Below are 24202 nucleotides of genomic sequence, written 5' to 3'. Positions count from 1 at the left end.
AGATGTGTATAAGAGACAGGGGGGAGGGTTCCGGCGGGGCGAGGCGTCGTGGTCGTCATGGTGCGCACATTCTCTCAGCATGTGCCGGCGCCGGTGGGGCGTGCGTACGGGTCCGCCGGGCGCAGGCTCGTGCTGGGGCCCGGCCCGGTACCGGGGGACCGTCAGCAGGCCTCCGCAGACCTTTACGGCCGGGACGAGCGCCCTCGGAGGCCTCCTGAACGCAACTCAGTATCGCGGGGGCGGGGGCGGGGGCGGTTCCGGCGGAGCCGCGGAGAGGAGGGTGCTGGAGACCGCGAGCAGGCGTCGGCGGAGGGTGGCGGAGCGGTCGGCGAAGTCGCGCTGCCGGCGGACGTACTCGGCCTTGCCCTCCGGGGTCTCGATCGCGACCGGCTCGACGCCGTAGGGCGACACGTCGTAGGGCGAGGCCGCCATGTCGGTGTACCGGATCTCGCGGGCCAGCTCGAACGCGTCCAGGAGCAGGTCTCCCGGCACGGCAGGACCCAGCTTCTGGCACCACTTGTACAGGTCCATGTTCGCGTGCAGGCAGCCCGGTTGCTCCAGGGTGGGCTGGGTGGCGCGCGTGGGCCGGAGCGCGTTGCGGTCGCGGGCCTCGGGCGTGAAGAAGCGGTACGCGTCGAAGTGCGAGCAGCGCACGGGGTGTGACTCCACGACCGCATCGGTCCCGGCGTGACCGAGCCGCAGCGGCAGCGGGTGGCGATGGTCCCGGCCGGCCTCCCGGTCGCGGTACACCATGGCCCACTCGTGCAGCCCGAAGCAGCCGAAGCTGCCGGGGCGCGACGCCGTCCCGGCGAGCAGCGTGCGCACGTACCGAACGGTCTCGCCCCGCTCGGCCAGGAAGGATTCCACGTCCAGCGTCACCCCGCCGGACACGCGCCGGTACCACCGCCACGCGGCGTGCGGTGCGCCGGTGCCGGTGCCGGTGCCGGTGCCGGGGCCTGCGGCGTCGCCGGCCAGGACGAGCCCCGGACCGGGATGCCAGCGCCGCAGGTGGGAGGCCCGGGTCGGGTAGTAGGTGTACAGGAAGTCCTCGATCGCATGCTTCCGCCCGGCTGCCTGCGCCTCGCGGCGGACGGCGGTCAGCGCGTCGGCCCGTCTGGCGTGCGCGGCGGACGCGGCGCGCCAGGTCGCGGCGGGGACGACGGTCTGCTCGTCGAGGGCGGAGGTCACCCCCCAACTCTAAGGACGGTTCGCCGGGTGACCGTCCCCGGCTCCTAGGCTGTCGCCATGGCTCTTCCCTTTCGCCAGGTCAACGTCTTCTCCGCCACCCCCACCGGCGGCAATCCCGTCGCCGTCGTGCACGACGCCGGCACCCTCACCTCCGAGCAGATGGCGGCCTTCGCGCGGTGGACGAACCTGTCGGAGACGACGTTCCTCCTCGCGCCGACCGTCCCGGGCGCCGACTACCGGGTGCGGATCTTCACGCCGACGTCCGAGCTCCCGTTCGCCGGTCACCCCACGCTCGGCACCGCGCACGCCTGGCTGGAGGCCGGGGGTGTTCCCGCCGGGGACCAGCTGGTCCAGGAGTGCGGCGTCGGCCTGGTCACGATCCGCCGGCAGGCGCCGCCCGGCGGCGCGCAGGCCAGGGACGCGAAGGAGCCGCTGCTCGCCTTCGCGGCTCCGCCGCTCCTCCGTTCGGGCCCCGTCGAGGCGGAGGACCGCTCGCGGATCGCCCGCGCCCTGCGGATCGAGGCCGCGGACATCGTCCGCGCCGCCTGGGTCGACAACGGTCCCGGCTGGGTGGGCGTGCAGCTGAGCGACGCCGACGCCGTGCTCGCGCTGCGTATCGACCCCGCGCAGTTCGACGGCCTCAACATCGGCGTCATCGGCCCGCACTCCCCGTCGGACCGGGCGCGTCTCGGCGCCGATGTCGAGGTTCGCGCGTTCGTCCCGGAGATCGGCGTCGTCGAGGACCCGGTCACCGGGAGCCTCAACGCGAGCCTGGGCCAGTGGCTCGCCGGGGACGTGCTGCCGTCGTCGTACGTGGCGTCGCAGGGCACGATGCTCGGGAGGCGGGGCCGCGTGCACATCACCAGGTCCGACGACGGTCAGGTGTGGGCCGCCGGCGAGACGACCACGACGATCACCGGCGAGGCCGGCCTCTGACGACATCGGGACGGCCCCTGCCCCGGTCCGCACCCGCTCCTCAGGGCAGTGCCGCGAAGAAGGCGACGATCTCCTGCGGGGCGTCGTAGGCGCCGTCGGTCCGTCGTGCGTCCGGCCACGAGTGGTCGATGCCGTCCAGCAGCACCACCTCGTGCTCCTGGTCGCCCGCCAGGAGTTCCGCGCTCCGCGCCGCGGACAGCCGTGGGACGAGGCCGCCGGAACCCTCGCTGCCGTCCGCCGGGACGACGTCGTCCGCCTTCCCGTGGATGTGCAGGACGGGGAGCGGGAGCGGATCGGGGCAGTCGGTCACGACCACCCCGCTGACGGGAGCGATCGCGGCGGCGACATCGGACTCGCAGGCGAGACGGTAGGTCATCATCGCCCCGTTGGAGAACCCCGTGACGTAGACGCGGTCCGTGTCCACGTCGAACCGCCCGGCCAGGTCGTCGACCACCGCCTCGAGGAACCCGACGTCGTCGCGGTCCTCCTCGGCGGCCTCGCCGCAGCAGTCGCCCGCGTTCCACGACTCGCCGGGACCCGAGGGGTACACGGTGGCGAACCCCTGAGCGGCCGCCGGGCCGTCGAGCCCGAAGGCCGCCCGCGCCTGCGAGGCGTTCCCGCCGTGCGGATGCAGGGCGAGGATCACGGGGAACGGCTCGTCAACACCCGCGGGGACCACGACCTCGTAGGAGCGTCCGTCGAACTCGCCGCCGGTCAGCTCCACCGTGACCGACTCCCCGTCCGGGCCGGCCGCGGAACGCGACGAGGCGTCCGTGGCGCCGCCGTCGCCGGCCGTCGAGGAACACCCGGCCAGGCCGAGCACCCCGGCCGCAAGGACGGGCAGCAAGGCCGCGAGCGTGCTGCGAAGCGGGCGCATGACTCGATCCTGACACGACCGTCGCACGCGGGGAAGCCGCGCGAGAGGGTCAGCGCGGCGCGCCCGCCCGCCCCGTGACCCACCGCACCCACGCCGCCGTCGCGCGCTCCAGCGGGCCCTGCCCGAACAACGCCCGCCACAGCGTGGCCGCGGCCAGGGTCACCAGCACCATCCACCCCAACGGGCCGTTCGTCGGCGGGTCCAGCAGATCGAAGCCACCCGCGGTCACGGCCCAGATCGCGACGATCTGCGCCGAGTAGACGGTCAGCGCCATGGCGCCGACCGCGGCCAGCGGCGCCAGCACACGCGCACCGACCCGCCCCGCGTACAGACACAGCCCGATGACGCCGAGGGCGAATCCCCCCGAGCCGAAGACCTCGAACATGGTGTCGTCGTGAGGGCCGTCCAGCCAGAGCTGGTCCGGCGTGGGCCACGGGTCGCCGAGACCGAGCATGCCCGGCCCGGCCCACGCCGTGGTGGTCCCCCGGAGGCTCGCCTCGATCGCCTCGCGGCCACCGGCCGCCCCGACCAGGCCCGCCGAGACGAACGCCGCGAGGCAGGCCGCCCCGAACCCTCCTGCCACCAGCCCGAGCCGCAGCTCCGCGCTGCGCAGGTCACTGCGGCCGACGGCCAGGCCCGCGAGCACGAACGCCATCCACACGACCGCCGGATAGTGGCCGGTGAGCAGGAAGTCCGTGAACGCCCCGGACCCGTCGCGCGGCAGCCGCAGCCCCAGCCGGGCCAGCACCTCCGGCCCGTAGTAGGCGACCGGAGGGCCGAGCACGCCGACCGCCACCGCCAGCGTGGCGAGCTGCGCGGGCCGCCACCGCAGGAACGGCAGCGCGAGCAGGAAGTAGGTCGCGTAGAAACCCAGGATCAGGGCGACCCGCGTGCCCAGAAGATCGAGGAACGCCACCAGGACCAGCAGCGCGGCCGCTCGCGCCAGGACCATCGTGTGGGCAGCCGCGAGCCCCCTGCCCGACGGAGGCTCCCGGCGACCCGTGGCCAGCCCCAGCGACACCCCGGCCACCGTGGCGAACAGGATCGACGAGCGACCGTGCGAGAAGCCCAGCCAGCCCTCGAGCGTGCCGAGATCCGCCGAGGTCACGCCCACGTGTGCGGTGAACATGCCGAGCACGGCCAGCCCGCGGGCGATGTCGAGCCCGGGAACACGGCCCGGGCCGCCGGCCAGACGCCCGACGGCACGGGAGACCGGCCCGGCCCGACGGGCCGTCGTCGTATCCGCCGTCACGTCCGCAGGGACTTCACCGGCCGGTACGGAGGCTGTGGACGGAGTTGCCATACCGGCATCCTCCCAGGCTCACGACGCATCGTCCCGCTCCGTGAGAACCCCCGTGTGACCCCTGCCTCACCTGGGTAGCGTGAAAACATGAGACCCAGTACCGAAGCTGCGGTGCCCCCACACGACGCACCCGCAGGCACCGATCCCGTCGATGCGATCGATGCGCCCGGTCACCACCGCAGTGACCTGACGAAGGAGTCGGAGTCCTACACCCACGGCCACCATGAATCCGTGCTGCGCTCCCACCGTGCCCGCAACGCGGCCAACTCCGCCGCGTTCCTGCTGCCCCGCCTCGGCGACGGCATGCGCGTGCTCGATGTCGGCTGCGGACCGGGCACGGTCACCGTGGACCTGGCCGAGAAGCTCGCCGGCGGAGAGGTCGTGGGCGTCGACGCCGCCGCCGACGTCCTGGACTCCGCCCGGGAGCTCGCAGCCCAGCACCCGGCCGCGAACGTGCGGTTCGAGCAGGCCAACGTCTACGAACTGCCCTTCGACGACGACACGTTCGACGTCGTCTTCGCCCACCAGCTCCTGCAGCACCTGTCCGAACCGGTCGTGGCCCTGCGCGAGATGAAGCGCGTGACCCGGCCCGGCGGCTTCGTGGCCGTGCGCGACGCCGACTACGCCGCGATGGCCTGGTACCCGGCCTCGGCCGAACTCACCGAGTGGAACACCCTCTACCACGAGGTCACCCACGCCTACGGCTTCGAACCCGACGCCGGCCGGCACCTGCTCTCCTGGGTGCGTGAGGCCGGGTTCGACCCGGCCGGGATCGTGCCGACCGCGAGCTCCTGGTGCTACGCCACTCCGGACGACCGCCGCTGGTGGGGCGAGCTGTGGGCGCAGCGCTGCACCGAGTCGAACTTCGCGGTCCAGGCCAAGGAGTCGGCGCTCGCGGACGAGGTCGGTCTGGAGCAGCTCGCGCAGGGCTGGCAGGAGTGGGCGGCCGCCGACGACGGCTGGTTCGCGGTGCTGCACGGCGAGGTGCTGGCGCGCGCCTGAGGCACGGCGGGCGGACCGGACGGCACGACGGGCGGCGCAGCGGCGCGCCCCGGCGGTCAGGGAGTCGGGACGGGCCGCCGGTAAGTGGCGGTGAAGAACGGCAGCGGGGTACGGGATTCCGCGTGTGAGGGCTTACCCGGCTACGTGGTTGCCCCAATTGTCAGGTCAGTGGTGTCTTCATACGGTCAGGGGGATCGGCGGCGACACGGAGGTCGCCGCCGCCGCTCCCACTGACCGAGGTGATCCGACATGAAAGGCACCGCACTCTCCCGACCGGTACCCCCGCCGTCCCGGCTCACGCCGGGCCGCGCGGTACTGGCTGCCCTGAACGTGTTCGTCCTGACCGTCCTGGCGCTCGTCGCCGCGCCGTCCTCCCTGCTCCCGCCCGCCCAGGCGCACGGCTGGGTGTCCGACCCGCCCAGCCGCCAGGCGCAGTGCGCCAGCGGTGCGGTGACCCACGACTGCCAGGGCGTCGAGTACGAACCGCAGAGTGTCGAGGCGCCCAAGGGCTCGATGCTGTGCTCCGGCGGGTCGCGCTTCACCAACCTCGACGACGACTCCCTGGCATGGCAGCGCACGACGATCGGCAGCACGCAGACGTTCACCTGGACCATCACGGCCAACCACCGGACCTCCACCTGGGAGTACTTCGTGGACGGCCAGCTGTTCCGCACGATCGACTACGGCGGCGCGCAGCCGCCCTCGACACTCCGGCACACCCTGTCGGGCCTGCCGTCGGGGAACCACAAGATCCTCGCGCGGTGGAACGTCGCCGACACGGCGATGGCGTTCTACTCCTGCATCGACGTGAACGTCGGCGGTGGCGGGGGCGGCGACCCCACCGACCCGCCGGACCCCGGCACCTGCTCCGCCGCCGGGTGGGACGCCGACGTCGCCTACGTGGGTGGCGCCGAGGTCTCCTACCAGGACCGTCTCTACCGGGCCAAGTGGTGGACCCAGGGCGACGTGCCCAGCGAGTCGGGCCAGTGGGACGTCTGGGAGGACCTGGGGCCGTGCTGACCGGCACGGTCCGGCGCTGATCGCGGCCGTGGCGGTGGGGGCGGGTCGCCTCCACCGCCACCGGGCGTACCGGCATGCCCGGCACAGAACTCCGGCCGTGGCCGATGTCGGGCGGTACCCGTCAAGGCCGCGAACCGGGATCCATTTTTCACCCGTTCTGTGTCAGTATGAGCGCGTGCCGACCATGGTCGTACAGGGTGTCCATCCCGCACCCGTCGAGATCCCGGACGCGGTTCACGCGCTCGCCGGCTGGTATGTGGGCTGGGGGAGCGTCACGCCCGTCTGGCGTAACGACCTGGGCGGACTCACCTTCCGGCTCGACGACGCACCGCTCGCCGGGCCGAAGGCCGCACGCGGTCCGGCCCGCTTCCTCAAGTGGGTGCCCGCCGGCGCCCCGTGCCCGGACCCGTTCGCCGAAGCCGGCCGGCTCGCCTGGGTCCGCCGGTACGCCGTCGTCCCGCGGGTGCTCGACGTCGGGCGCGGCGACGACGGGGCCTGGCTGCTGACCGAGGAACTGCGCGGAACGTCGGCGATCGACCCGCGGTGGCGGGCGGACCCACACGCCGCGGCACGCGCGATCGGCGCGGGCCTGCGCCGGCTGCACGACGCCGCGCCGGTGGCCACCTGCCCGTTCACGTGGGCGCCCGCCGCGCGCACCGCCGCCCTGGCCAGGGAGGCCCGCGCGGCCGTCGGCCCGCCGCCGCCCGTGGACCGCCTCGTGGTCTGCCACGGCGACGCGTGCGTCCCCAACACGCTGCTGCACGACGACGGGACCTTCGCCGCGCACGTCGACCTCGGCGAACTCGGGGTCGCCGACCGGTGGAGCGACCTCGCGGTCGCGTCCCGCTCGGTCACCCGGCGCTTCCAGGACCCCCGGCTCGCCCACGTCTTCTTCGCGGGGTACGGCATCGACCCGGACCCGGAGCGGATCGACTACTACCGCCGCCTGTGGGACGTCGTCGAGCAGTACCGCCGGCGGGCGCGGGCGTAACGGCGCCGAGGCGCCGCCGAACGGCACGGGATCGCACTCCCCGACCGGCGTAATTCCCTGTCCGGTTCGCCGCCGCCCTGCCTACGCTGCACGCGTGTCCATCCCTTCCGAGCCCGTCACCGTGCCGGACCAGGTCCTCCGCCTGGCGCGCGATGCCCGCGCACACCCCGTCGCCGTCTGGGCCAACCACGCCGGGGGCCTGACGTTCCGCCTCGACCCGATGCCGGGCGAGGACGGCGCCCCCGCCCGGGAACCGGCCGGCCGCGAGAGGACCCGCTACGTCAAGTGGCTCCCGTTCCCGGCGGAGGCCGGGGTGATCGCCGGCCTCGGTCACGAGGCCGAGCGGCTCCGGTGGGCCGCGGCATACACGCCCGTGCCCCAGGTGCTCGACCACGGGCAGGACGGCCAGGCCGAATGGCTGGTGACCACCGCGATCGAGGCCCGCAGCGCCGTGGACCCGCGCTGGATCGCCGAGCCGTCCACCGCCATCCATGCGCTCGGCGTCGCCCTCCGAGCCCTCCACGACACCCTGCCGGTGAGCTCCTGCCCGTGGACGTGGTCCATCGAGGAGCGGGTGGCGAGAGTGATCCCGGCCAAGGCCGATCCCGACACGCTCGCACGCCTCGCCGACGCGCCCGACGTCCTCGGCCCCGTCGTGTGCCACGGGGACGCCGGTGCCCCCAACACCCTGCTGCACGACGACGGCACCTGGGCCGCCCACGTGGACCTCGGCCGGCTCGGCGTCGCCGACCCGTGGGCCGACCTGGCCGTCGCTGCCAGGAGCACCCTGTGGAACTACGGGCCCGGCTACGAGCACCTCGTGTACGAGGCGTACGGCGTCGACCCCGACCCGGAGCGCATCGCGTACTACCGGCTCCTGTGGGACGTGACATAGCCGGTCCCGGGTGTCCGACGGCACCGCGACCGCCGTCGGACACGTAGATTGTTCGCGTGCGCATCGCGAGATTCACCACCGGAGACGACCCGAAGTTCGGCCTCGTGCAGACCGAGGGGGACAGGACCTACCTCGCCGTGCTCGGCGGCGACCCGCTGTACATGCCCGCCATGCCGACGGGCGAGCGCGTCGAGCTGGGCGACGGCGTCCGGCTGCTCGCGCCGGTGATCCCGCGGTCCAAGATCGTCGCGGTCGGCAAGAACTACGCCGCCCACGCCGCCGAGATGGGCGGCGAGGTGCCCGCCAGCCCGCTGCTGTTCTTCAAGCCCAACACCGCCGTCATCGGGCCCGACGACCCGATCGTGCTGCCCGACTTCTCCGACGAGATCAGCTACGAGGCCGAGCTCGCGGTCGTCATCGGCAAGGTGTGCAAGGAGGTGTCCGAACAGGACGCGGCGTCGTACGTCCTCGGCTACACCGTCGCCAACGACGTCACCGCGCGCGACGCGCAGCGCACCGACGGGCAGTGGGCACGCGCCAAGGGCTTCGACGGCTCCTGCCCCCTCGGGCCCTGGATCGACACGGACCTCGACCCTGAGGACGTGGGTGTGAGCTCCCGCGTCAACGGCGAGCCCAAGCAGGACGGGCGTACCCGCGACCTCGTGTTCGACGTGCCGTTCCTGGTCTCCTACATCTCCCAGGCCATGACGCTGCTGCCGGGCGACGTCATCCTCACCGGCACGCCCGCCGGCGTCGGGCTCGTGGACCACGGGGACCGCGTCGAGTGCGAGGTCGAAGGACTGGGCGTGCTGGCCAACCCGGTGCTGCGGCGCGCCTGAGACGCCGGCGCCGCCGCGGCGCCCGCCGCACCGGCGGCCGGGCGCCGCGGTGTCGGCCACGCCGACTACGCTGGTCCGCGTGAACTCCTCGACCCCCGTACGCGTCCGATTTGCCCCGTCGCCCACCGGCATGTTCCACGTCGGCGGTGCCCGCTCCGCCCTGTTCAACTGGGCCGTGGCCAAGCAGCAGGGCGGCGTCTTCGTGCTGCGCATCGAGGACACCGACGCCTCCCGCAACCAGCCCGAATGGGTGGACGGCATCCTGTCCGCGATGGAGTCGCTTGGCATCACCGCCGACGACCCGGCCTTCGAGGGGCCCTACTACCAGTCCGCGAACGCCGGCCTCCAGAAGGACGCGGCCGCCCGCCTGTACGCCGGCGGCAAGGCCTACTACTGCGACTGCACCCGGGACGACGTCGTCGCCCGTACCGGCAAGCAGCAGACCGGCTACGACGGCCACTGCCGCGACCGTGGCCTGGAGTACGCCGAGGGGCGCGCGCTGCGGTTCCGCACCCCCGACGACGGCGAGACCCGCGTCGTCGACCTGATCCGCGGCAACCCGGCCTTCCCGAACGACACCCTCGAGGACTTCGTCATCGCGCGCGGCAACGGGTCGCCCGTGTTCCTCCTCGCGAACGTCGTCGACGACCTGGACGAGCACATCACCCACGTCATCCGTGGCGAGGAGCACCTGCCCAACACCCCCAAGCAGCAGCTCCTGTGGGAGGCGCTCGGCGCCACCCCGCCCGTCTGGGCCCACCTGCCCGTCATCGTCAACGAGAAGCGGCAGAAGCTCTCCAAGCGGCGCGACAAGGTCGCCCTGGAGGACTACCTCGCCGACGGCGTGCTGCCCGCCGCCATGGTCAACTACCTCATGCTGCTCGGCTGGGCGCCCGGCAACGACGAGGAGATCCTCCCGTTCGACGAGCTCGTGCGCCGCTTCCGCATCGAGGACGTCAACTCCTCGTCCGCCTTCTTCGACCTGAAGAAGCTCACCGCCTTCAACGGCGAGTACATCCGGGCGCTCACGCCCGCCGAGTTCGCGGACGCCTGCGCACCCTGGCTCACCGCCCCCCACGCACCCTGGACGCCCGAACAGTTCGACCAGGACGTGTTCGACGCCGTCGCGCCGCTCGCCCAGACGCGCGTCGCCCTGCTGGCCGACATCACCGACAACGTCGACTTCCTCTTCCTCGACGAGCCCGCCGTCGACGAGGACTCCTGGAAGAAGGCCATGAAGGGTGACCCCGCCACGCTGCTCGCCGACATGCGGGCGGCACTCGCCGACGCGACCTGGGGGGCCGAGCCGCTGAAGGAGACGGTCACCACCGTCGGCGAGAAGCACGGTCTCAAGCTCGGCAAGGCGCAGGCGCCGCTGCGCGTGGCGGTCACCGGGCGGCGGGTCGGGCTGCCCCTGTTCGAGTCCCTCGAACTGCTGGGACGGGAGCGCACCCTGGCCCGCGTGGACGCGGCGATCGAGCGGCTCGCCGCATGACGGAGCTCCGGTCCTACCCGCAGGCGTGGCGCGGTCCGCGGTACCGCTGGTGGCGGCCGCTGCCGGCCATCGCCGTCATGCTGGGCGGGGCCGGGGTCTTCTTCGCCTGGTCTGTCTTCACCCAGCTGGCGGCGGTCCTCGTGGCCGACCCGACGAGGTTCATGACCGACTTCGAGGCCGCCGCCCTGGACAGCGCCTGGATGACCACACCGCTCGGACTCCTCGCCACGAACACCTCCCTCGCCCTCCCGATCCCCATCGCGCTGCTGGCGGCCCTGGTCGCCACGGGACGGCCCGGCCTGGTGACCTCGGTGCTCGGCCGGATGCGCTGGGGGCTGCTGTTCGGCGCCGCGGGGGTGTCCCTCCTCGTGCTCGTGCCGCTCGGGTTCGTGCTGGACTGGATCGCGCCGACGTCGGGCGAACCGCTCGTCATCGCCCCCGAACAGGGCTGGGCGCTCGTCGCGCTCGTGATCCTGCTGACCACGCCCCTGCAGGCGGCCGGCGAGGAGTACTTCTTCCGCGGCTGGACCCAGCAGGTGGTCGGGGCGTGGTGCCGCCCGCCCTGGCTCGCCGTCGTCCTGCCGATGCTGATCTCGGCGACGCTGTTCGCGCTCGCCCACGGGCTGCAGAACCCGTGGCTGTTCGCCGACCGGTTCTTCTTCGGCGTGGTGGCGAGCATCCTGGTGTGGCGTACCGGCGGGCTGGAGTGCGCCATCGCGCTGCACGCGGTGAACAACCTGTTCGCCTTCGGCATGGCGATCGCCACCGGCACGATGTCCGAGACGATGCTGGTCAGCGAGGTCAGCCCGCTGTCCGGAGTGCTCAGCATGACCGGCACGGCCGTGTCCGGTGCCGTGCTGCTGGCCTTCGCCCGGTGGCGCCGGGCGCAGCGGCTGACCTGAGAATCGGGCATGCCGACGACAACACCGACGACAACACCAACGACAATGAGCATGACCACGAGACTGAAGGAGCGACCGGTGGACGGTGTCCTGTTCGACGTCGACGACACGCTTGTCGACACCCGCGGGGCGTTCGCCCGCGCCCTGGACGCGGTGCGGGAACGGTACCTGCCGGCCGCCGGGCCGGAGCGGCTCGACGAGATGCTGCACCACTGGCGGTCGGACCCGGGCGGCTGGTACCGCAGGTACACCCGGGGTGAGACGGACCACCTCACGCAGCGCCGGCACCGGGCCGTGCTGCTGCACGAGACCTTCGGCGGGGAGCCCGTGACCGAAGCGCTCTTCGAGGAGTGGGACGAGCTGTTCTGGAGCACGTTCGAGGACTCCTGGACGCCGTTCGACGACGCCGCCCCCGCGCTCGCCGCGGCACGCGAGGCCGGGCTGCGCGTCGGCGTCGTGACGAACGCGTCCGTGGAGTTGCAGGAGCGCAAGCTGGCGTCGGTCGGGCTGGGCGAGCTTCCCGTCCTGGTCGGCGTGGACACCCTCGGGTTCGGCAAGCCCGACCCTCGCGTGTTCGCCGAGGGCGCGCGGAAGCTGGGCACCGACCCCGCACGGACGGCGTACGTCGGCGACGAGCCCGCCCTCGACGCCGCCGCGGCACGGGACGCCGGCCTGCTCGGCGTGTGGCTCGCCCGGCACGGCGTACGCCGGCGCCTCCACGAGACCGAGGATCACGACGAGCTGCGCGCGTCCGGAGTCGTCGTCATCCGGGGACTCGCGGAGCTGCCGGCCGCGCTCGACGGGGGCCGGGAACAGGCATCCGCGCCGGCGTGATGCACCGCACCCGAATCCGCTTTGGCAGGTCGGCGACTCTCGGGTAGTGTTTTCCCTCGGTGACGCCCTCCCGTTGGAGGAGCGGAAACCCCCTTGGGGTATGGTGTAATTGGCAGCACGAGTGGTTCTGGTCCACTTAGTCTAGGTTCGAGTCCTGGTACCCCAGCGCAGTTCAGAAGCAGTCTCAGGCCCCCATCGTCTAGCGGCCTAGGACGCCGCCCTCTCACGGCGGTAACGCGGGTTCAAATCCCGCTGGGGGTACGCAGTTCCACCGGCTCCGGCCGGTGTCGCAGTTCCAGGCCCCCATCGTCTAGCGGCCTAGGACGCCGCCCTCTCACGGCGGTAACGCGGGTTCAAATCCCGCTGGGGGTACGAGACGGATAGGCGGAGTGTGTTCGGCCGGGCCGAACCTGCTCCGTCTCTTTGTTTTTTGTGGGGGCGGAGCCCCCACGCCCCACCCCGGGGGCACGCCCCCGGACCCCGTCGTGGGGCTTCGCCCCTTGTCCCCTGGAGGGGGCTTCGCCCCTTGCCCCCCCTGTGGTGGCGTGGGTTCGTGGCGGTCGGGCATGCTGCGGCCCGGGGGCGAAGGTGGCAGTCGGGCACGCTGCGGCCGGGGCGGTGAGACTCAGTCGTTCGGGTCGACCGGGCGGATCTGGATCTGCTGGGTGCGAGGGGTGGACGGGCCGGCGTCGTCCTGGTCCCGTTTGTCCTGCCGGGCGGGCAGGATGGACGGAGGCATCGGCTCCGGCGTCGGGTCCGCCTCCGGGTGGAACAGGTTCGTCATGAGCGTCCGGTACAGGCCGTCCGAGCTCGGGATGTGGCGTTCCGTGCCCAGGGCCTGCTCCTGGCCCGCCGACTCGAAGTGGAAGGTGCCGTAGCCCAGGAGCTGGCCCAGGAAGTCCTGCTTGTAGCCGAGGTCCGTCACCTTGTCCCTGGGCATCGTCGCCACCGACTGCACCACGAAGCCCGACACGGTCATCAGCCGCAGGTTCGTCATGAGCAGCCACTCGTGGCGCCACACCAGGTACTTCCAGCCGAGACGTCCCAGCACGAGGGTCCAGGCCCAGAAGAGCCAGACCAGGACGTCCCGCATCGAGCTGCTCGCCGCGAAGAACGCCAGCACCAGGGCCACGAACGAGCCGGCCGTCGTCAGCAGCGGCTCCCACAACAGGATCCAGTGCCGGTGCGTGGCGAAGACGATCTTCTCACCGCTCAGGACGTACTTGCGCAGCCCCCTGTGGCGGCGGAGGAAGGTCTCGGTCTCCGTCACGCCGGGGTCACCCGGCCAGGATTCCCGTGAACAGCTCCTCGAAGAACGTGGCGATCGCCAGGACGGCGCCCCAGATCATGTCCCAGATCGTCAGGACGAAGTCCGCGGACCCGTTGGGGTCGCTGATGATCATGGACACGACAGCGATCACTGCCAGCCAGATGAGGACGAGCCTCAGTTTCGGCGACATTCTGTCTTCCTCACGACGACGACGCGCGTGCGTCCCGGTAGCACACGTCGCGTCAAAGCGTACTTTCCGGGTGCCGCCCACAGGGTCATCGACCCCGGCGTGGCGCGAAGGTTTGGTAAAGACTTTGCCGAGACGTCGTCGTGAGGCGGCTACTCGCCCGAGCGGTGCAGCACCTCGGTGAGCTTGTTCGCCGCGGCCACCACAGCCGCGGAGTGCAGCCGGCCGGGCTGCCGGGACAGCCGCTCCACCGGCCCTGACACGCTCACCGCCGCCACCACACGACCCGACGGCCCGCGCACCGGGGCAGAGACGGACGCCACGCCCAGCTCACGCTCCGAGACCGACTGCGCCCAGCCGCGGCGTCGGACACCGGACAGGATCGTGGCGGTGAAGACCGCCTCCCGCAGCCCGCGGTGCAGCCGGTCCGGCTCCTCCCAGGCGAGCAGGATCTGGGCGGCCGAGCCAGCGTGCATCGTGAGCGTGGCGCCCACGGGGATCGAGTCGCGCAGTCCCACGGGGCGCTCCGCCGCGGCGACGCAGACCCGCTGGTCCGCCTGGCGGCGGTAGAGCTGGGCGCTCTCGCCCGTGTGATCGCGCAGGGCGATGAGCACCGGGTTCGCGGCGGCCAGCAGCCGGTCCTCGCCGGCGGCCGTGGCGAGCTCGTTGAGTCGCGGACCCAGTACGAAGCGTCCCTGCATGTCCCGTGCGACCATACGGTGATGCTCGAGCGCTACCGCCAGGCGGTGCGCGGTCGGCCGTGCCAGACCCGTCGAGTTCACGAGCTGTGCCAGGGTGGCCGGACCGGCCTCGAGTGCTCCGAGGACGGACGCGGCCTTGTCCAGTACGCCGACTCCGCTAGTATCGTCCATACCTCGATACTGCCGTCTCAGGGCGTGAGATGGCAAGTCGGGTTCCATAGATCGAGCATCGACACAGGGCGACACTGGAAGTGACGAGGAGGCGACCCGCAATGGCCGGCACGCTGGCGGAGAAGGTTTGGGAGGCACACCTGGTGCGACGTGGCACCGGGGGCGAACCCGACCTGCTGTACATCGATCTGCACCTCGTCCACGAGGTGACCAGTCCGCAGGCGTTCGAAGGGCTCCGCCTGGCCGGACGCCCCGTGCGCCGCCCGGACCTCACCATCGCCACCGAGGACCACAACACCCCCACGCTGGACATCGACCGTCCCATCGCGGACAAGACGAGCCGCACCCAGATCGACACCCTGCGCGCCAACGCGCGTGAGTTCGGCGTGCGGCTGCACAGCCTCGGCGACGCGGACCAGGGCATCGTCCACCAGGTGGGGCCGCAGCTCGGCCTGACCATGCCGGGCCTGACCGTCGTCTGCGGCGACTCGCACACCTCCACGCACGGCGCCTTCGGCGGCCTGGCGTTCGGCATCGGCACCTCCGAGGTGGAGCACGTGCTCGCCACGCAGACGCTGCCGCTGCAGCCGTTCAAGACGATGGCGATCACCGTCAACGGCGCACTGCCGCCGGGCACCACGAGCAAGGACATCATCCTGGCCGTCATCGCCAAGATCGGCACCGGTGGCGGGCAGGGCTACGTCCTGGAGTACCGCGGCGAGGCGATCCGCAAGCTGTCGATGGAAGCGCGGATGACCATCTGCAACATGTCCATCGAGGCCGGCGCGCGCGCCGGCATGATCGCCCCGGACGAGACCACGTTCGAGTACCTCAAGGGCCGTCCCCACGCGCCCGAGGGTGCCGACTGGGACGCTGCCGTCGAGTACTGGAAGACGCTGCGGTCCGACGACGACGCCGAGTTCGACGCCGAGGTGGTCCTCGAGGCCGCCGACCTCGAGCCCTTCGTCACCTGGGGCACCAACCCGGGCCAGGGCCTGCCGATCTCCGCCTCCGTGCCCGTGCCCGGAGACATCGCCGACGAGTCCGCCCGCGTCGCGGCCGAGCGGTCGCTGGAGTACATGGGCCTGGAGCCCGGCACGCCGCTGCGCGACGTGAAGGTCGACACCGTCTTCATCGGCTCCTGCACCAACGGGCGCATCGAGGACCTGCGGTCCGTCGCCAAGGTGGTCAAGGGCCGCCGGAAGGCCGACGACGTACGGGTGCTGGTGGTCCCGGCCTCCGCCCGCGTGCGGCTGCAGGCCGAGGCCGAGGGCCTGGACGAGATCTTCCAGGACTTCGGCGCCGAGTGGCGCAACGCCGGATGCTCGATGTGCCTGGGCATGAACCCGGACCAGCTCGCGCCGGGGGAGCGGTCGGCCTCGACGTCGAACCGCAACTTCGAGGGCCGTCAGGGCAAGGGCGGCCGCACCCACCTGGTCTCGCCGCTCGTGGCGGCGGCGACGGCGATCCGCGGCACGCTGTCCTCGATCGCGGACCTGGAACTCGCGGGCGACATCGACCTGACCACGTTCGACGGCTCGCCGCTGGACGGCGTGGGCGCCCCGCCGATCACCGAGACCGTCGTCGACCTGCCGATGCCCGTGCCGGCCGGCGCGCGCTGACGAGCCGCCGAGGATTCCTGGAGACCATCATGGAGAAGTTCACCACCCACACGGGCGTCGGCGTGCCGCTGCGCCGCGGCAACGTCGACACCGACCAGATCATCCCGGCCGTGTACCTCAAGCGGGTCACACGCACCGGCTTCGAGGACGCACTGTTCGCCGCCTGGCGCGGCGACCCGTCCTTCGTGCTCAACCAGGACGCCTACGCTGCCGGCTCGGTGCTGGTGGCCGGCCCCGACTTCGGCACCGGCTCCTCGCGTGAGCACGCCGTCTGGGCCCTGAAGGACTACGGGTTCCGCGTCGTGCTGTCCAGCAGGTTCGCCGACATCTTCCGCGGCAACTCCGGCAAGCAGGGACTCCTCGCAGGCGTCGTGGCGCAGGAGGACATCGAGATCCTCTGGAAGGTGCTGGAGACCAGGCCCGGCACCGAGGTCACCGTCGACCTGGAGGCGCGCACCGCCACGGCCGACGACGTGACCGTGCCCTTCCAGCTCGACGACTACACGCGCTGGCGGCTCATGGAGGGGCTGGACGACATCGGTCTGACCCTGCAGCACGCCGACGACATCACGGCGTTCGAGGGGACCCGTGCGAACTGGCGGCCCAAGACGCTTCCGGCCAAGCACTGGCCGTCGGAGACGGTGGAGCCGGCGCGGCCGGCGAGCTGAGGCGCGCCCGCCCCGGCCGCCCGCCGGTCAGCGCACGGAGTCGACGCCCTGGTTCGCCAGGGCGTCGGCCCGCTCGTTGCCCGGATCCCCCGCGTGGCCCTTGACCCAGACCCAGCGCACCTCGTGACGGGCGACCTCGGCGTCGAGCGCCTGCCACAGGTCCACGTTCTTCACCGGCTGCTTCGACGCCGTGCGCCAGCCGTTCCGCTTCCAGCCGGCCACCCACGACTTCATGCCGTTCATCACGTAGGCCGAGTCGACGTGGATCGTCACCTCACTCGGCCCCTTCAGGGCCCGCAGCGCCTCCACGACGGCGGTCAGCTCCATGCGGTTGTTCGTCGTGGCCGGATCGCCCCCGAAGAGCTCCTTCTCGTGCGTGCCCGAACGCAGGAGCGCACCCCAGCCGCCGATGCCGGGGTTTCCCTTGCAGGCGCCGTCGGTCCACATCTCGATGACGGGACGCGGGCTGCCGGTGAGGTCTTCGGGGCTGGTCACGAGGTCCAACCTTAACGGGGACGGCGCCGTCCGCCGCATCTGCCGGTGGTCGGCTCCCGCGGCGGCACCTCATGTCGATGTCGGTGTCCCGGCGTAGCGTGACGGCCCAACACACGGGCACGTCCGACGGCGCGGAGGCAGAGGCATGAAGTTCGGGTTCATCGGGAGTTTCGGCACACCGGAACAGCACGTCACGCTCGCGCGCGAGTGCGAGGAGCACGGCTGGGACGGCTTCTTCACCTGGGATGCGATCAGCCTGGGCCCGTTCGGACCCACCTGGGACCCGTTCTCCGTGCTCGCGGCCGCGGCGGCGGTCACCGACCGGATCACGCTCGGCGCCATGGTCTTCGCCCTGCCGCGGCACCGGCCCTGGGAGCTCGCCCAGCGCGCCCTGACCGTCGACCACCTCTCCGGGGGCCGCCTCGTGCTGCCGGTCGGCGTCGGCGTCCTGGACGACGGCGGCTTCGCGTCCGTCCCCGGTCAGCCCACCGACCTGAAGGAACGGGCGCGGCTCCTCGACGACGTCCTCGCCTACCTGGACGAGGCGTGGAAGGGCGAGCCGTTCACCTTCGACGGCGCCCACGTGCGGGCAGGCGAGATGGTCTTCCCCGAGCGGCCCGTGAACGGACGGATCCCCGTCTGGCCGGTCGGCACCTGGGACTCGCACCGGCCTCCCGTGCGCAACCTGGCTCGCACACTGCGCTGGGACGGGATCGTCACCCAGAACCGCGGCTCGGCGGATGAGCCGGGACCCGCTTCCGTCGCCGGTCTCACACGGTGGCTGCACTCGCAGCCGGCCTGGGCCGAGCGAGACCCGCAGCGCCCGTTCGACGTCGTCGCGCAGGGCAAGCTGTCCGAGGACCCGGTCGAGGCCGCCGAGCAGGCACGCGCCATGCGGGACGCGGGCGCCACCTGGTGGATCGACTCCTGGTGGGACCCGGATACCGTGACACCGGAACTGCTGCTGGAGAAGGTGCGCCAGGGGCCGCCGGTGATGTGAGGGCCCGTCTCGCATCCTGTGTGAGACGGTGCGGGGTGGTGCCGGGCGGCGGAATACGCTCGCCGGGTGCATGACGTGCTGCTCGGGTTCACCACCATCGCCGCCGTGATCGCCGTCGGGTACGGGATCGCCGCCGTCAAGCTGCTGGACGAGGGAGCGCAGACCGTGCTGACACGGCTCTCGTTCTTCGTCGCCAGCCCATGCCTGCTGTTCGTGGTGATGTCCGAGACCGACGTCGCCGGGTTCCTGTCACGCAACCTCGTCGCGACGGCCGCGGGCGTGGCCGCCGCCGCGATCCCGTACGTCCTGGTCGCGACCCTGGTGCAGCGGCGTCGCGCCGACGAGACCGCGATCGGCGCGATGTGCTCCGCCTACTGCAACGCCGGCAACCTCGGCCTGCCGGTCGCCGCGTACGTGCTGGGGGATGCCGCGCTCATCGCCCCGATGCTGCTGCTCCAGCTCGGTGTGCTGCAGCCGGTCGCGCTCATGGTGCTCGACGCCGGCCGCGCGGGCGTGCGCCGCACCCGCACCGAGGCGTTCTGGCGGGCAGCCCGGCTGCCGTTCACCAACCCGCTGACCGTCGCGACTCTGCTGGGCCTGGGAATCTCCCTGACCGGCCTGCGCGTGCCGGACTTCGTCATGGAACCCGTGGGACTCGTCGGCGGGCTCGCGGTACCCGGCGTGCTCATCGCCTACGGGATCTCGCTCCGGCTCGGACCGCTGCCCGGCCGCGGCGTCCCGGTCGCCGAGCTCGGCTTCGTCACGCTGCTCAAGCTCGTCGTGCAGCCGCTCGGCGCCTACGCCGCGGGCCGCCTGCTCGGCGTGGACGACGTCGCCCTGCTCGCCCTCACCGTCACCGCGGCGCTCCCGAGCGCGCAGAACATCTTCGTGCACGCCACACGGTTCGGCCGGGCCGAACTGCTGGCCCGCGACGCCATCTTCGTCACGACCCTCGGCTCGGTCCCGGCGATCACGGTGATCACGCTGCTGGTGGCCTGAGGATCCCGCGCGCCGGGCCGGTGCCGCCCGCCAGGCAGGCGACCTGGCGGGGCGGTGATCCCGGGTGTCAGTCGAGGCAGAACTCGTTCCCCTCGATGTCCTGCAGCGTGATGCACGACTCGTTCTCCTCGTCGGCGTACTGCGTCAGCACGTGGGTCGCGCCGAGCGCCATCAGCCGGTCGGCCTCGGCCTGGAGGGTCGCCAGACGCTCCTCGCCCACGAGCCCGGCACCTCTGCGCACGTCGAGGTGCACGCGGTTCTTGACGACCTTGCCCTCGGGGACACGCTGGAAGAACAGCCGCGGGCCCGCGCCCGTGGGGTCCATGCAGGCGAACGCGGAGTCGCGTTCCTCGGCCGGCTGCGACGCCTCGTAGTCGTCCCACGAGGCGAAGCCCTCCGGCGGCGGGGGAACGACGTACCCCAGGATCTCGCACCAGAAGCGAGCGAGCCGCTGAGGTTCCGCGCAGTCGAAGGTGACCTGGAAATGCTGGACCGATGTCATCCGGTCACCATAGGACGCGCCACGGACACAGATGCCACCCCTTTTCGCGCAGGGCCGCGGGAAGGGGACAGGGATGGTCCGTGGTCACGGCAGCCTGGTCTGCCCGGGCAGCGTGACTCCTGGCCGCGTGGTCGCCGGACGGGTGATCGCCGGACGGGTGGTCGCCGGACGGGTGGTCGCCGGACGGGTGGATCTCGGCCGGTGAGCGGCGAGCCGCCTATCCTGGCGGCATGGTCCGACGGGTTCGCGTCACGGTGCACGGCCGGGTGCAGGGGGTCGGCTTCCGGGCCGCCGTCGTGCACGCAGCTCACCGGCTGCCCGTCGCAGGATTCGTCCGCAACGCGCCCGACGGCACCGTGCAGGCAGAGGTCGAGGGCGAACCGGACGCTGTCGAGGCGCTGGTCGCCGTCCTGCGTGAGGGGCCGGTCGCGGCCGGAGTGAGCTCCGTGGACGTCTCGGAGGTTCCGGCGCGCGGGGAGACGGGCTTCCGGGTCACCGGCTGAGCCGGGTGCGTAGGGAACGTGCGCGCCCGGGTGGCGTCGTCGTCCATGGTGGTGGTTCATGACGGACGTCACGCCACGGCATCGCCGCTCTGGCCATAGGCTGGGGGCCATGGCTTCCCACTACGACGTCGTTCTCCTCGGAGCTGGCCCTGGCGGCTACGTCGCCGCGATCCGTGCGGCGCAGCTCGGCAAGTCCGTTGCGATCATCGAGGAGAAATACTGGGGTGGTGTCTGCCTCAACGTGGGCTGCATCCCCTCCAAGGCACTCCTGCGGAACGCGGAACTGGCGCACATCTTCACGCATGACAAGGACCTGTTCGGGATGTCGGGCGACGTGTCGTTCGACTTCGGCAAGGCCTGGGACCGCTCGCGCACCGTCGCCGACGGCCGCGTCAAGGGCGTCCACTTCCTCATGAAGAAGAACAAGATCACCGAGTACGACGGCCGTGGCTCGTTCGTGGACGCGAACACCATCGACGTCACGCTCAACAAGGGCGGCAGCGAGCGCGTCACGTTCGACAACGTGATCATCGCAACCGGCTCCCAGGTCCGCCTCCTGCCGGGGGTCGAGCTCAGCGACAACGTCGTCACGTACGAGCAGCAGATCCTCACGCGCGAACTGCCCAAGTCGATCGCCATCGTCGGCGCCGGCGCCATCGGCATGGAGTTCGGCTACGTCCTGAAGAACTACGGCGTGGACGTCACCATCATCGAGTTCCTCGACCGCGCCCTGCCGAACGAGGACGCCGACGTCTCCAAGGAGATCGCCAAGCAGTACAAGAAGCTCGGCGTGAAGGTCCTCACCTCCACCGCCGTGCAGACCGTCAAGGACAACGGCTCGTCCGTGCACGTCACCTACAAGGGCGTCAAGGACGACAAGCCCGGCGAGCTCACCGTCGACAAGGTGCTCATGGCCGTCGGCTTCGCCCCGAACGTCGAGGGCTTCGGCCTGGAGAACACCGGCGTGGCGCTCACCGACCGCGGCGCCATCGACATCGACGACCACATGCGCACCAACGTGCCGCACATCTACGCCATCGGCGACGTCACCGCGAAGCTCATGCTCGCCCACGTGGCCGAGGCGCAGGGCGTTGTCGCCTCCGAGACCATCGCCGGCGCCGAGACGCAGACCCTCGGCGACTACCGGATGATGCCGCGTGCCACGTTCTGCTCGCCGCAGGTGGCGTCGTTCGGGCTCACCGAGCAGCAGGCCAAGGACGAGGGCTACGACGTCAAGGTCGCGTCCTTCCCGACCATGGCCAACGGCAAGGCACACGGGCTCGGCGACACCGCCGGGTTCGTGAAGCTCGTGGCCGACGCCAAGTACAACGAGCTGCTCGGCGGGCACCTCATCGGGCCCGACGTGTCCGAGCTGCTGCCGGAGCTGACGCTCGCGCAGAAGTGGGACCTGACGGCGGACGAGGTGGCGCGGAACGTGCACACGCACCCGACGCTGTCGGAGTCCGTGCAGGAGTCCATTCACGGGCTGGCGGGGCACATGATCAACTTCTAGTTGATGGGGTTGGCCGCCTGAGGGTGGTCGGCCTGGTCAGAGGCCCGGATCCGCGGAATTCCGCGGGTTCGGGCCTCTTTTGCGTGTGGTGTCGCGTGGACACCTGAGGACGTGAGGAGTCCCGGATTGCCGCCCCCTATGGCACGGGGATGGCACGACGGCGGACCCGACACGAGACCAGGGAGACATGACGATGAGCCAGGTGACGACGCCGAAGTGGCGGGGCCGCGAGGCATGGGGGAGCCTGCGGAAGCTGCCCTCGAAGCGGTGGCAGGCGCGGTACCCGGGGCCGGACGGAGAGACGTACCCCGCGCGGACCGAGGACGACAAGCCGCTGACGTTCCTCACGAAGACCGACGCCCGGGCGTGGCTGAACCGGATGCACGAGACGATCGCCTCCGGGCGGTGGGAACCGCCCGCCGAAGCCGTCCGACGGCGTCGTGCCGAGGCTGAGGCCGCCGCGATCCGGGATGTCACGTTCCGCGACTAAGCCGAGCAGTGGCTCCAGCGCATCGCGCACGAGCCCGGCAAGGGAGGCCGACGCCGTCGGCCCGGAACCGTGACCTCCTACCGGGGGCGCATCAACAACTACCTCCTCGAACCGCTCGGCGATGTCAAGGTTCGCGACATCGACACCGCGAGGGTTCGGGCGCTCGCGGCCGATCTCACCGGGCTGCCGTCGGTGCTGAAGCCGGGTGCGGGGCACAACGGGGTCGCCGGAGACGTCGTGGACACCCTCAAGATGATCCTGCGCGCGGCCGTCAAGGACGGTCTGCTGGCCACGATGCCGGACGTGATGACGCCCGCCCGCAAGTCGGTGCGGCACGACGACGAGCACACGCCGGAGGACGACGTCGCCACCCCCGCGCAGGTCGATGCGCTGTACCGGGCGGTGCCGCAGCCGTGGCGCATCGCGGTGCTGTTCGCGGCGTGGTGCCAGCTGCGGCACGGGGAGGTGCTGGGGCTGCAGCGCAGGGACATCGTCTGGAACGCCGACCGGACGGCGGCGACGCTGTACGTGCGGCGGCAGAAGAACGGGACCACCGGGAAGCTGGGGGATCCGAAGTCGGACAACGCGGTGCGGTCTATGTCGGTTCCGCCGCTCATGATCGAGCGGCTGCGGGAGCACCTGGACGAGCCTGTGGGGTCGGGGCGGATGGCGCCGGTGGTGCCCGTTCGGGAGCGGGGTGGGGAGCATCTGTCGGCGTCCCGGTGGAACGGGGTGTGGACGGTGGCCAGGCAGGAGGTGGCAGGACTGCCGGACGGCTACCGGTTCCACGACCTGCGCCACACCGGGCTCACGCGGTTCGCTCAGAAGGGGGCCACGCTCGCCGAGTTCATGCGGCGAGGGGGACATGCCGACGTCGCCGTGGTCCTGCGGTACCAGAAGGCGACGATGGCGCGGGACATCGACCTGGCGGCGCGGATGAGTGCGACGGTGGGAGAGGAGATGCGGGTGGAGAAGGAGCGGACGGAGGCTGAGAAGAGTAGGGCGGCGTGAGCTCTAGCGATCCGAGCCGGAATGGCGCCTGTGCGGCGGTGGTGAAGGACTTCCACGATTTCCTCGCGTAGGTCGGGTGTCAGCCTTGGCCAATACCCTCGCGCCCATGAGCTACGACCTGGCTGTCTTCGCGATCGACGGCGATGACAAGGCCGTTCGTGACCGTATCGACGAGATCTTTGAGTTTCTTGAGGACGAGGCGGCGGATGAGGAGGATGACCTATCGTGCTCGGACCCACGTATCGCTGCGTTCCACGCGGAGATCACGACGACCCACCCGGATGACGAAGGCATGGACGACGACAAGTTCGAGGAGAGCCCGTGGTCGTCGGCACCCGTCGAATACGGGCAGGACTGGATGTACCTGTGCATGGCCTACTCCCGCGCCGAGGAGATGCACGCGCTGGTTGCACGCCTCGCAGCCAAGCACGGGCTGATCTTCTACGACATCCCGGACGACAAGATGCACAGGCCCGGCTGAAGCTGTCGCTGCACGCGCGCTACCTAGGCCGTGTCCGGTGAATCGCGGAGCCAGAGGATGATCGCGGCGAGGGTGAGTTCGGTGCGGTAGTAGGCGGCTCTCTTGGTGTAGCGGGTGGCCAGGGCGCGGAACTGTTTGAGCCGGTTGAAGCAGCGTTCCACGACGTTGCGGCCCTTGTAAGCCTCGGCGTCGAAGACGGGCGGGCGTCCGCCCCGGTGGCCCTTGCGCAGCCGGTGGGCGGTGTGGTCCTTCTTCTCCGGGCTGGTGAACGTGATCCCGCGTTTGCGCAGCGCCCGGCGGGTTGACG

The 24202-nt window shown here is 71.6% G+C and carries 28 protein-coding genes and 3 tRNA genes; 22 read left to right on the top strand and 9 right to left on the bottom strand.

Annotation, left to right across the window (positions count from 1 at the left end):
- Window positions 1-225: 225 nt before the first annotated feature.
- Complete coding sequence (locus HGK34_RS19745; RefSeq protein WP_201850616.1) at window positions 226-1188, bottom strand: 3-methyladenine DNA glycosylase; 963 nt, start codon at window positions 1186-1188, stop codon at window positions 226-228.
- 57 nt (window positions 1189-1245) lie between these two features.
- On the opposite strand from HGK34_RS19745, the gene HGK34_RS19740 reads away from it, so the two are divergent.
- The gene (locus tag HGK34_RS19740) at window positions 1246-2124 is read left to right on the top strand and encodes a PhzF family phenazine biosynthesis protein (RefSeq protein WP_201850614.1); all 879 of its coding nucleotides are present in this window, start codon (window positions 1246-1248) and stop codon (window positions 2122-2124) included.
- Window positions 2125-2164: 40 nt separating this feature from the next.
- On the opposite strand, the gene HGK34_RS19735 is transcribed toward HGK34_RS19740, so the two are convergent.
- Together HGK34_RS19735 and HGK34_RS19730 are read right to left on the bottom strand one after the other, a co-directional pair.
- Window positions 2165-3001 carry a CE1 family esterase gene (locus HGK34_RS19735; protein ID WP_201850612.1) on the bottom strand — a complete coding sequence of 279 codons (837 nt, stop codon included), beginning with the start codon at window positions 2999-3001 and terminating at the stop codon, window positions 2165-2167.
- A 49-nt stretch (window positions 3002-3050) separates the two neighbouring features.
- Entirely contained in the window at window positions 3051-4304 is a 1254-nt protein-coding gene (locus HGK34_RS19730; RefSeq protein WP_201850610.1) for a heparan-alpha-glucosaminide N-acetyltransferase domain-containing protein, read from the bottom strand.
- 87 nt (window positions 4305-4391) lie between these two features.
- On the opposite strand from HGK34_RS19730, the gene HGK34_RS19725 reads away from it, so the two are divergent.
- The 11 genes from HGK34_RS19725 to HGK34_RS19675 all read left to right on the top strand — a co-directional run bounded on the left by HGK34_RS19725 (window position 4392) and on the right by HGK34_RS19675 (window position 12654).
- Window positions 4392-5306 carry a class I SAM-dependent methyltransferase gene (locus HGK34_RS19725; protein WP_201850608.1) on the top strand — a complete coding sequence of 305 codons (915 nt, stop codon included), beginning with the start codon at window positions 4392-4394 and terminating at the stop codon, window positions 5304-5306.
- A 249-nt stretch (window positions 5307-5555) separates the two neighbouring features.
- Window positions 5556-6326 carry a lytic polysaccharide monooxygenase gene (locus HGK34_RS19720; RefSeq protein ID WP_201850606.1) on the top strand — a complete coding sequence of 257 codons (771 nt, stop codon included), beginning with the start codon at window positions 5556-5558 and terminating at the stop codon, window positions 6324-6326.
- Between the two features lie 184 nt (window positions 6327-6510).
- A complete protein-coding gene (locus HGK34_RS19715) occupies window positions 6511-7317 on the top strand; it encodes an aminoglycoside 3'-phosphotransferase (RefSeq protein ID WP_201850628.1) in 807 nt (268 codons plus the stop codon).
- 94 nt (window positions 7318-7411) lie between these two features.
- Window positions 7412-8212, top strand: a complete 801-nt coding sequence (locus HGK34_RS19710; protein WP_201850604.1) for an aminoglycoside 3'-phosphotransferase — start codon at window positions 7412-7414, stop codon at window positions 8210-8212.
- Window positions 8213-8268: 56 nt separating this feature from the next.
- Complete coding sequence (locus HGK34_RS19705; RefSeq protein WP_201850602.1) at window positions 8269-9051, top strand: fumarylacetoacetate hydrolase family protein; 783 nt, start codon at window positions 8269-8271, stop codon at window positions 9049-9051.
- Window positions 9052-9130: 79 nt separating this feature from the next.
- On the top strand, window positions 9131-10546 hold the full coding sequence (gene gltX / locus HGK34_RS19700; RefSeq protein WP_307816120.1) for a glutamate--tRNA ligase: 1416 nt from the start codon (window positions 9131-9133) through the stop codon (window positions 10544-10546).
- Window positions 10543-11448 (top strand): CPBP family intramembrane glutamic endopeptidase, encoded by a 906-nt coding sequence (locus HGK34_RS19695; RefSeq protein ID WP_201850600.1) that lies wholly within the window; start codon window positions 10543-10545, stop codon window positions 11446-11448. Before gltX ends, HGK34_RS19695 begins: the two co-directional genes overlap by 4 nt.
- A gap of 51 nt (window positions 11449-11499) precedes the next feature.
- Window positions 11500-12282, top strand: a complete 783-nt coding sequence (locus tag HGK34_RS19690) for an HAD family hydrolase (protein WP_307816119.1) — start codon at window positions 11500-11502, stop codon at window positions 12280-12282.
- Between the two features lie 94 nt (window positions 12283-12376).
- A tRNA-Gln gene (locus HGK34_RS19685) sits at window positions 12377-12448 on the top strand.
- A 22-nt stretch (window positions 12449-12470) separates the two neighbouring features.
- Window positions 12471-12543 (top strand) — tRNA-Glu (locus tag HGK34_RS19680).
- Between the two features lie 38 nt (window positions 12544-12581).
- Window positions 12582-12654: transfer RNA gene (locus tag HGK34_RS19675), tRNA-Glu, on the top strand.
- Window positions 12655-12907: 253 nt separating this feature from the next.
- On the opposite strand, the gene HGK34_RS23015 is transcribed toward HGK34_RS19675, so the two are convergent.
- The 3 genes from HGK34_RS23015 to HGK34_RS19660 all read right to left on the bottom strand — a co-directional run bounded on the left by HGK34_RS23015 (window position 12908) and on the right by HGK34_RS19660 (window position 14611).
- On the bottom strand, window positions 12908-13552 hold the full coding sequence (locus tag HGK34_RS23015) for a PH domain-containing protein (RefSeq protein WP_201850597.1): 645 nt from the start codon (window positions 13550-13552) through the stop codon (window positions 12908-12910).
- Between the two features lie 7 nt (window positions 13553-13559).
- A complete protein-coding gene (locus tag HGK34_RS19665) occupies window positions 13560-13742 on the bottom strand; it encodes a hypothetical protein (RefSeq protein WP_201850630.1) in 183 nt (60 codons plus the stop codon).
- Window positions 13743-13891: 149 nt separating this feature from the next.
- Window positions 13892-14611: an IclR family transcriptional regulator gene (locus HGK34_RS19660; RefSeq protein ID WP_123813501.1), complete on the bottom strand. Its 720-nt coding sequence runs from the start codon at window positions 14609-14611 to the stop codon at window positions 13892-13894.
- Window positions 14612-14712: 101 nt separating this feature from the next.
- Between HGK34_RS19660 and leuC the strand changes: the two genes are divergently transcribed.
- Both leuC and leuD read left to right on the top strand, forming a co-directional pair.
- Window positions 14713-16233: a 3-isopropylmalate dehydratase large subunit gene (leuC, locus tag HGK34_RS19655; protein WP_201850596.1), complete on the top strand. Its 1521-nt coding sequence runs from the start codon at window positions 14713-14715 to the stop codon at window positions 16231-16233.
- Window positions 16234-16262: 29 nt separating this feature from the next.
- Complete coding sequence (leuD, locus tag HGK34_RS19650; protein WP_201850595.1) at window positions 16263-16901, top strand: 3-isopropylmalate dehydratase small subunit; 639 nt, start codon at window positions 16263-16265, stop codon at window positions 16899-16901.
- Window positions 16902-16928: 27 nt separating this feature from the next.
- Here leuD and rnhA read toward each other — a convergent pair whose 3' ends face one another.
- The gene (gene rnhA, locus HGK34_RS19645; RefSeq protein ID WP_201850624.1) at window positions 16929-17348 is read right to left on the bottom strand and encodes a ribonuclease HI; all 420 of its coding nucleotides are present in this window, start codon (window positions 17346-17348) and stop codon (window positions 16929-16931) included.
- Window positions 17349-17541: 193 nt separating this feature from the next.
- On the opposite strand from rnhA, the gene HGK34_RS19640 reads away from it, so the two are divergent.
- Together HGK34_RS19640 and HGK34_RS19635 are read left to right on the top strand one after the other, a co-directional pair.
- A complete protein-coding gene (locus HGK34_RS19640; protein ID WP_201850594.1) occupies window positions 17542-18396 on the top strand; it encodes an LLM class flavin-dependent oxidoreductase in 855 nt (284 codons plus the stop codon).
- A gap of 66 nt (window positions 18397-18462) precedes the next feature.
- On the top strand, window positions 18463-19395 hold the full coding sequence (locus HGK34_RS19635; protein WP_201850593.1) for an AEC family transporter: 933 nt from the start codon (window positions 18463-18465) through the stop codon (window positions 19393-19395).
- Between the two features lie 67 nt (window positions 19396-19462).
- Here HGK34_RS19635 and HGK34_RS19630 read toward each other — a convergent pair whose 3' ends face one another.
- The gene (locus tag HGK34_RS19630; protein WP_201850591.1) at window positions 19463-19897 is read right to left on the bottom strand and encodes a VOC family protein; all 435 of its coding nucleotides are present in this window, start codon (window positions 19895-19897) and stop codon (window positions 19463-19465) included.
- A gap of 73 nt (window positions 19898-19970) precedes the next feature.
- Here HGK34_RS19630 and HGK34_RS23350 point away from each other — a divergent pair, with 73 nt between their 5' ends.
- The 6 genes from HGK34_RS23350 to HGK34_RS19610 all read left to right on the top strand — a co-directional run bounded on the left by HGK34_RS23350 (window position 19971) and on the right by HGK34_RS19610 (window position 23895).
- Window positions 19971-20102, top strand: a complete 132-nt coding sequence (locus HGK34_RS23350) for a hypothetical protein (RefSeq protein ID WP_280517970.1) — start codon at window positions 19971-19973, stop codon at window positions 20100-20102.
- Window positions 20103-20127: 25 nt separating this feature from the next.
- Window positions 20128-20400, top strand: a complete 273-nt coding sequence (locus HGK34_RS19625) for an acylphosphatase (protein WP_201850589.1) — start codon at window positions 20128-20130, stop codon at window positions 20398-20400.
- Window positions 20401-20509: 109 nt separating this feature from the next.
- The gene (gene lpdA, locus HGK34_RS19620; protein WP_201850587.1) at window positions 20510-21913 is read left to right on the top strand and encodes a dihydrolipoyl dehydrogenase; all 1404 of its coding nucleotides are present in this window, start codon (window positions 20510-20512) and stop codon (window positions 21911-21913) included.
- Window positions 21914-22106: 193 nt separating this feature from the next.
- Window positions 22107-22403, top strand: coding sequence for a hypothetical protein (locus HGK34_RS23010; protein ID WP_244666972.1), 297 nt, complete (start codon window positions 22107-22109; stop codon window positions 22401-22403).
- 69 nt (window positions 22404-22472) lie between these two features.
- A complete protein-coding gene (locus HGK34_RS23005) occupies window positions 22473-23414 on the top strand; it encodes a tyrosine-type recombinase/integrase (RefSeq protein ID WP_307816118.1) in 942 nt (313 codons plus the stop codon).
- A 106-nt stretch (window positions 23415-23520) separates the two neighbouring features.
- Window positions 23521-23895, top strand: a complete 375-nt coding sequence (locus HGK34_RS19610) for a hypothetical protein (protein ID WP_201850585.1) — start codon at window positions 23521-23523, stop codon at window positions 23893-23895.
- Between the two features lie 23 nt (window positions 23896-23918).
- Here HGK34_RS19610 and HGK34_RS19605 read toward each other — a convergent pair.
- Window positions 23919-24202: transposase (locus HGK34_RS19605; protein WP_201850583.1), on the bottom strand; the 284-nt coding region annotated here is incomplete at its 5' end.

Source organism: Myceligenerans indicum, assembly GCF_016742955.1.
Lineage (GTDB): Bacteria > Actinomycetota > Actinomycetes > Actinomycetales > Cellulomonadaceae > Myceligenerans > Myceligenerans indicum.
This window is presented reverse-complemented; position numbering and strand designations above follow the sequence as displayed.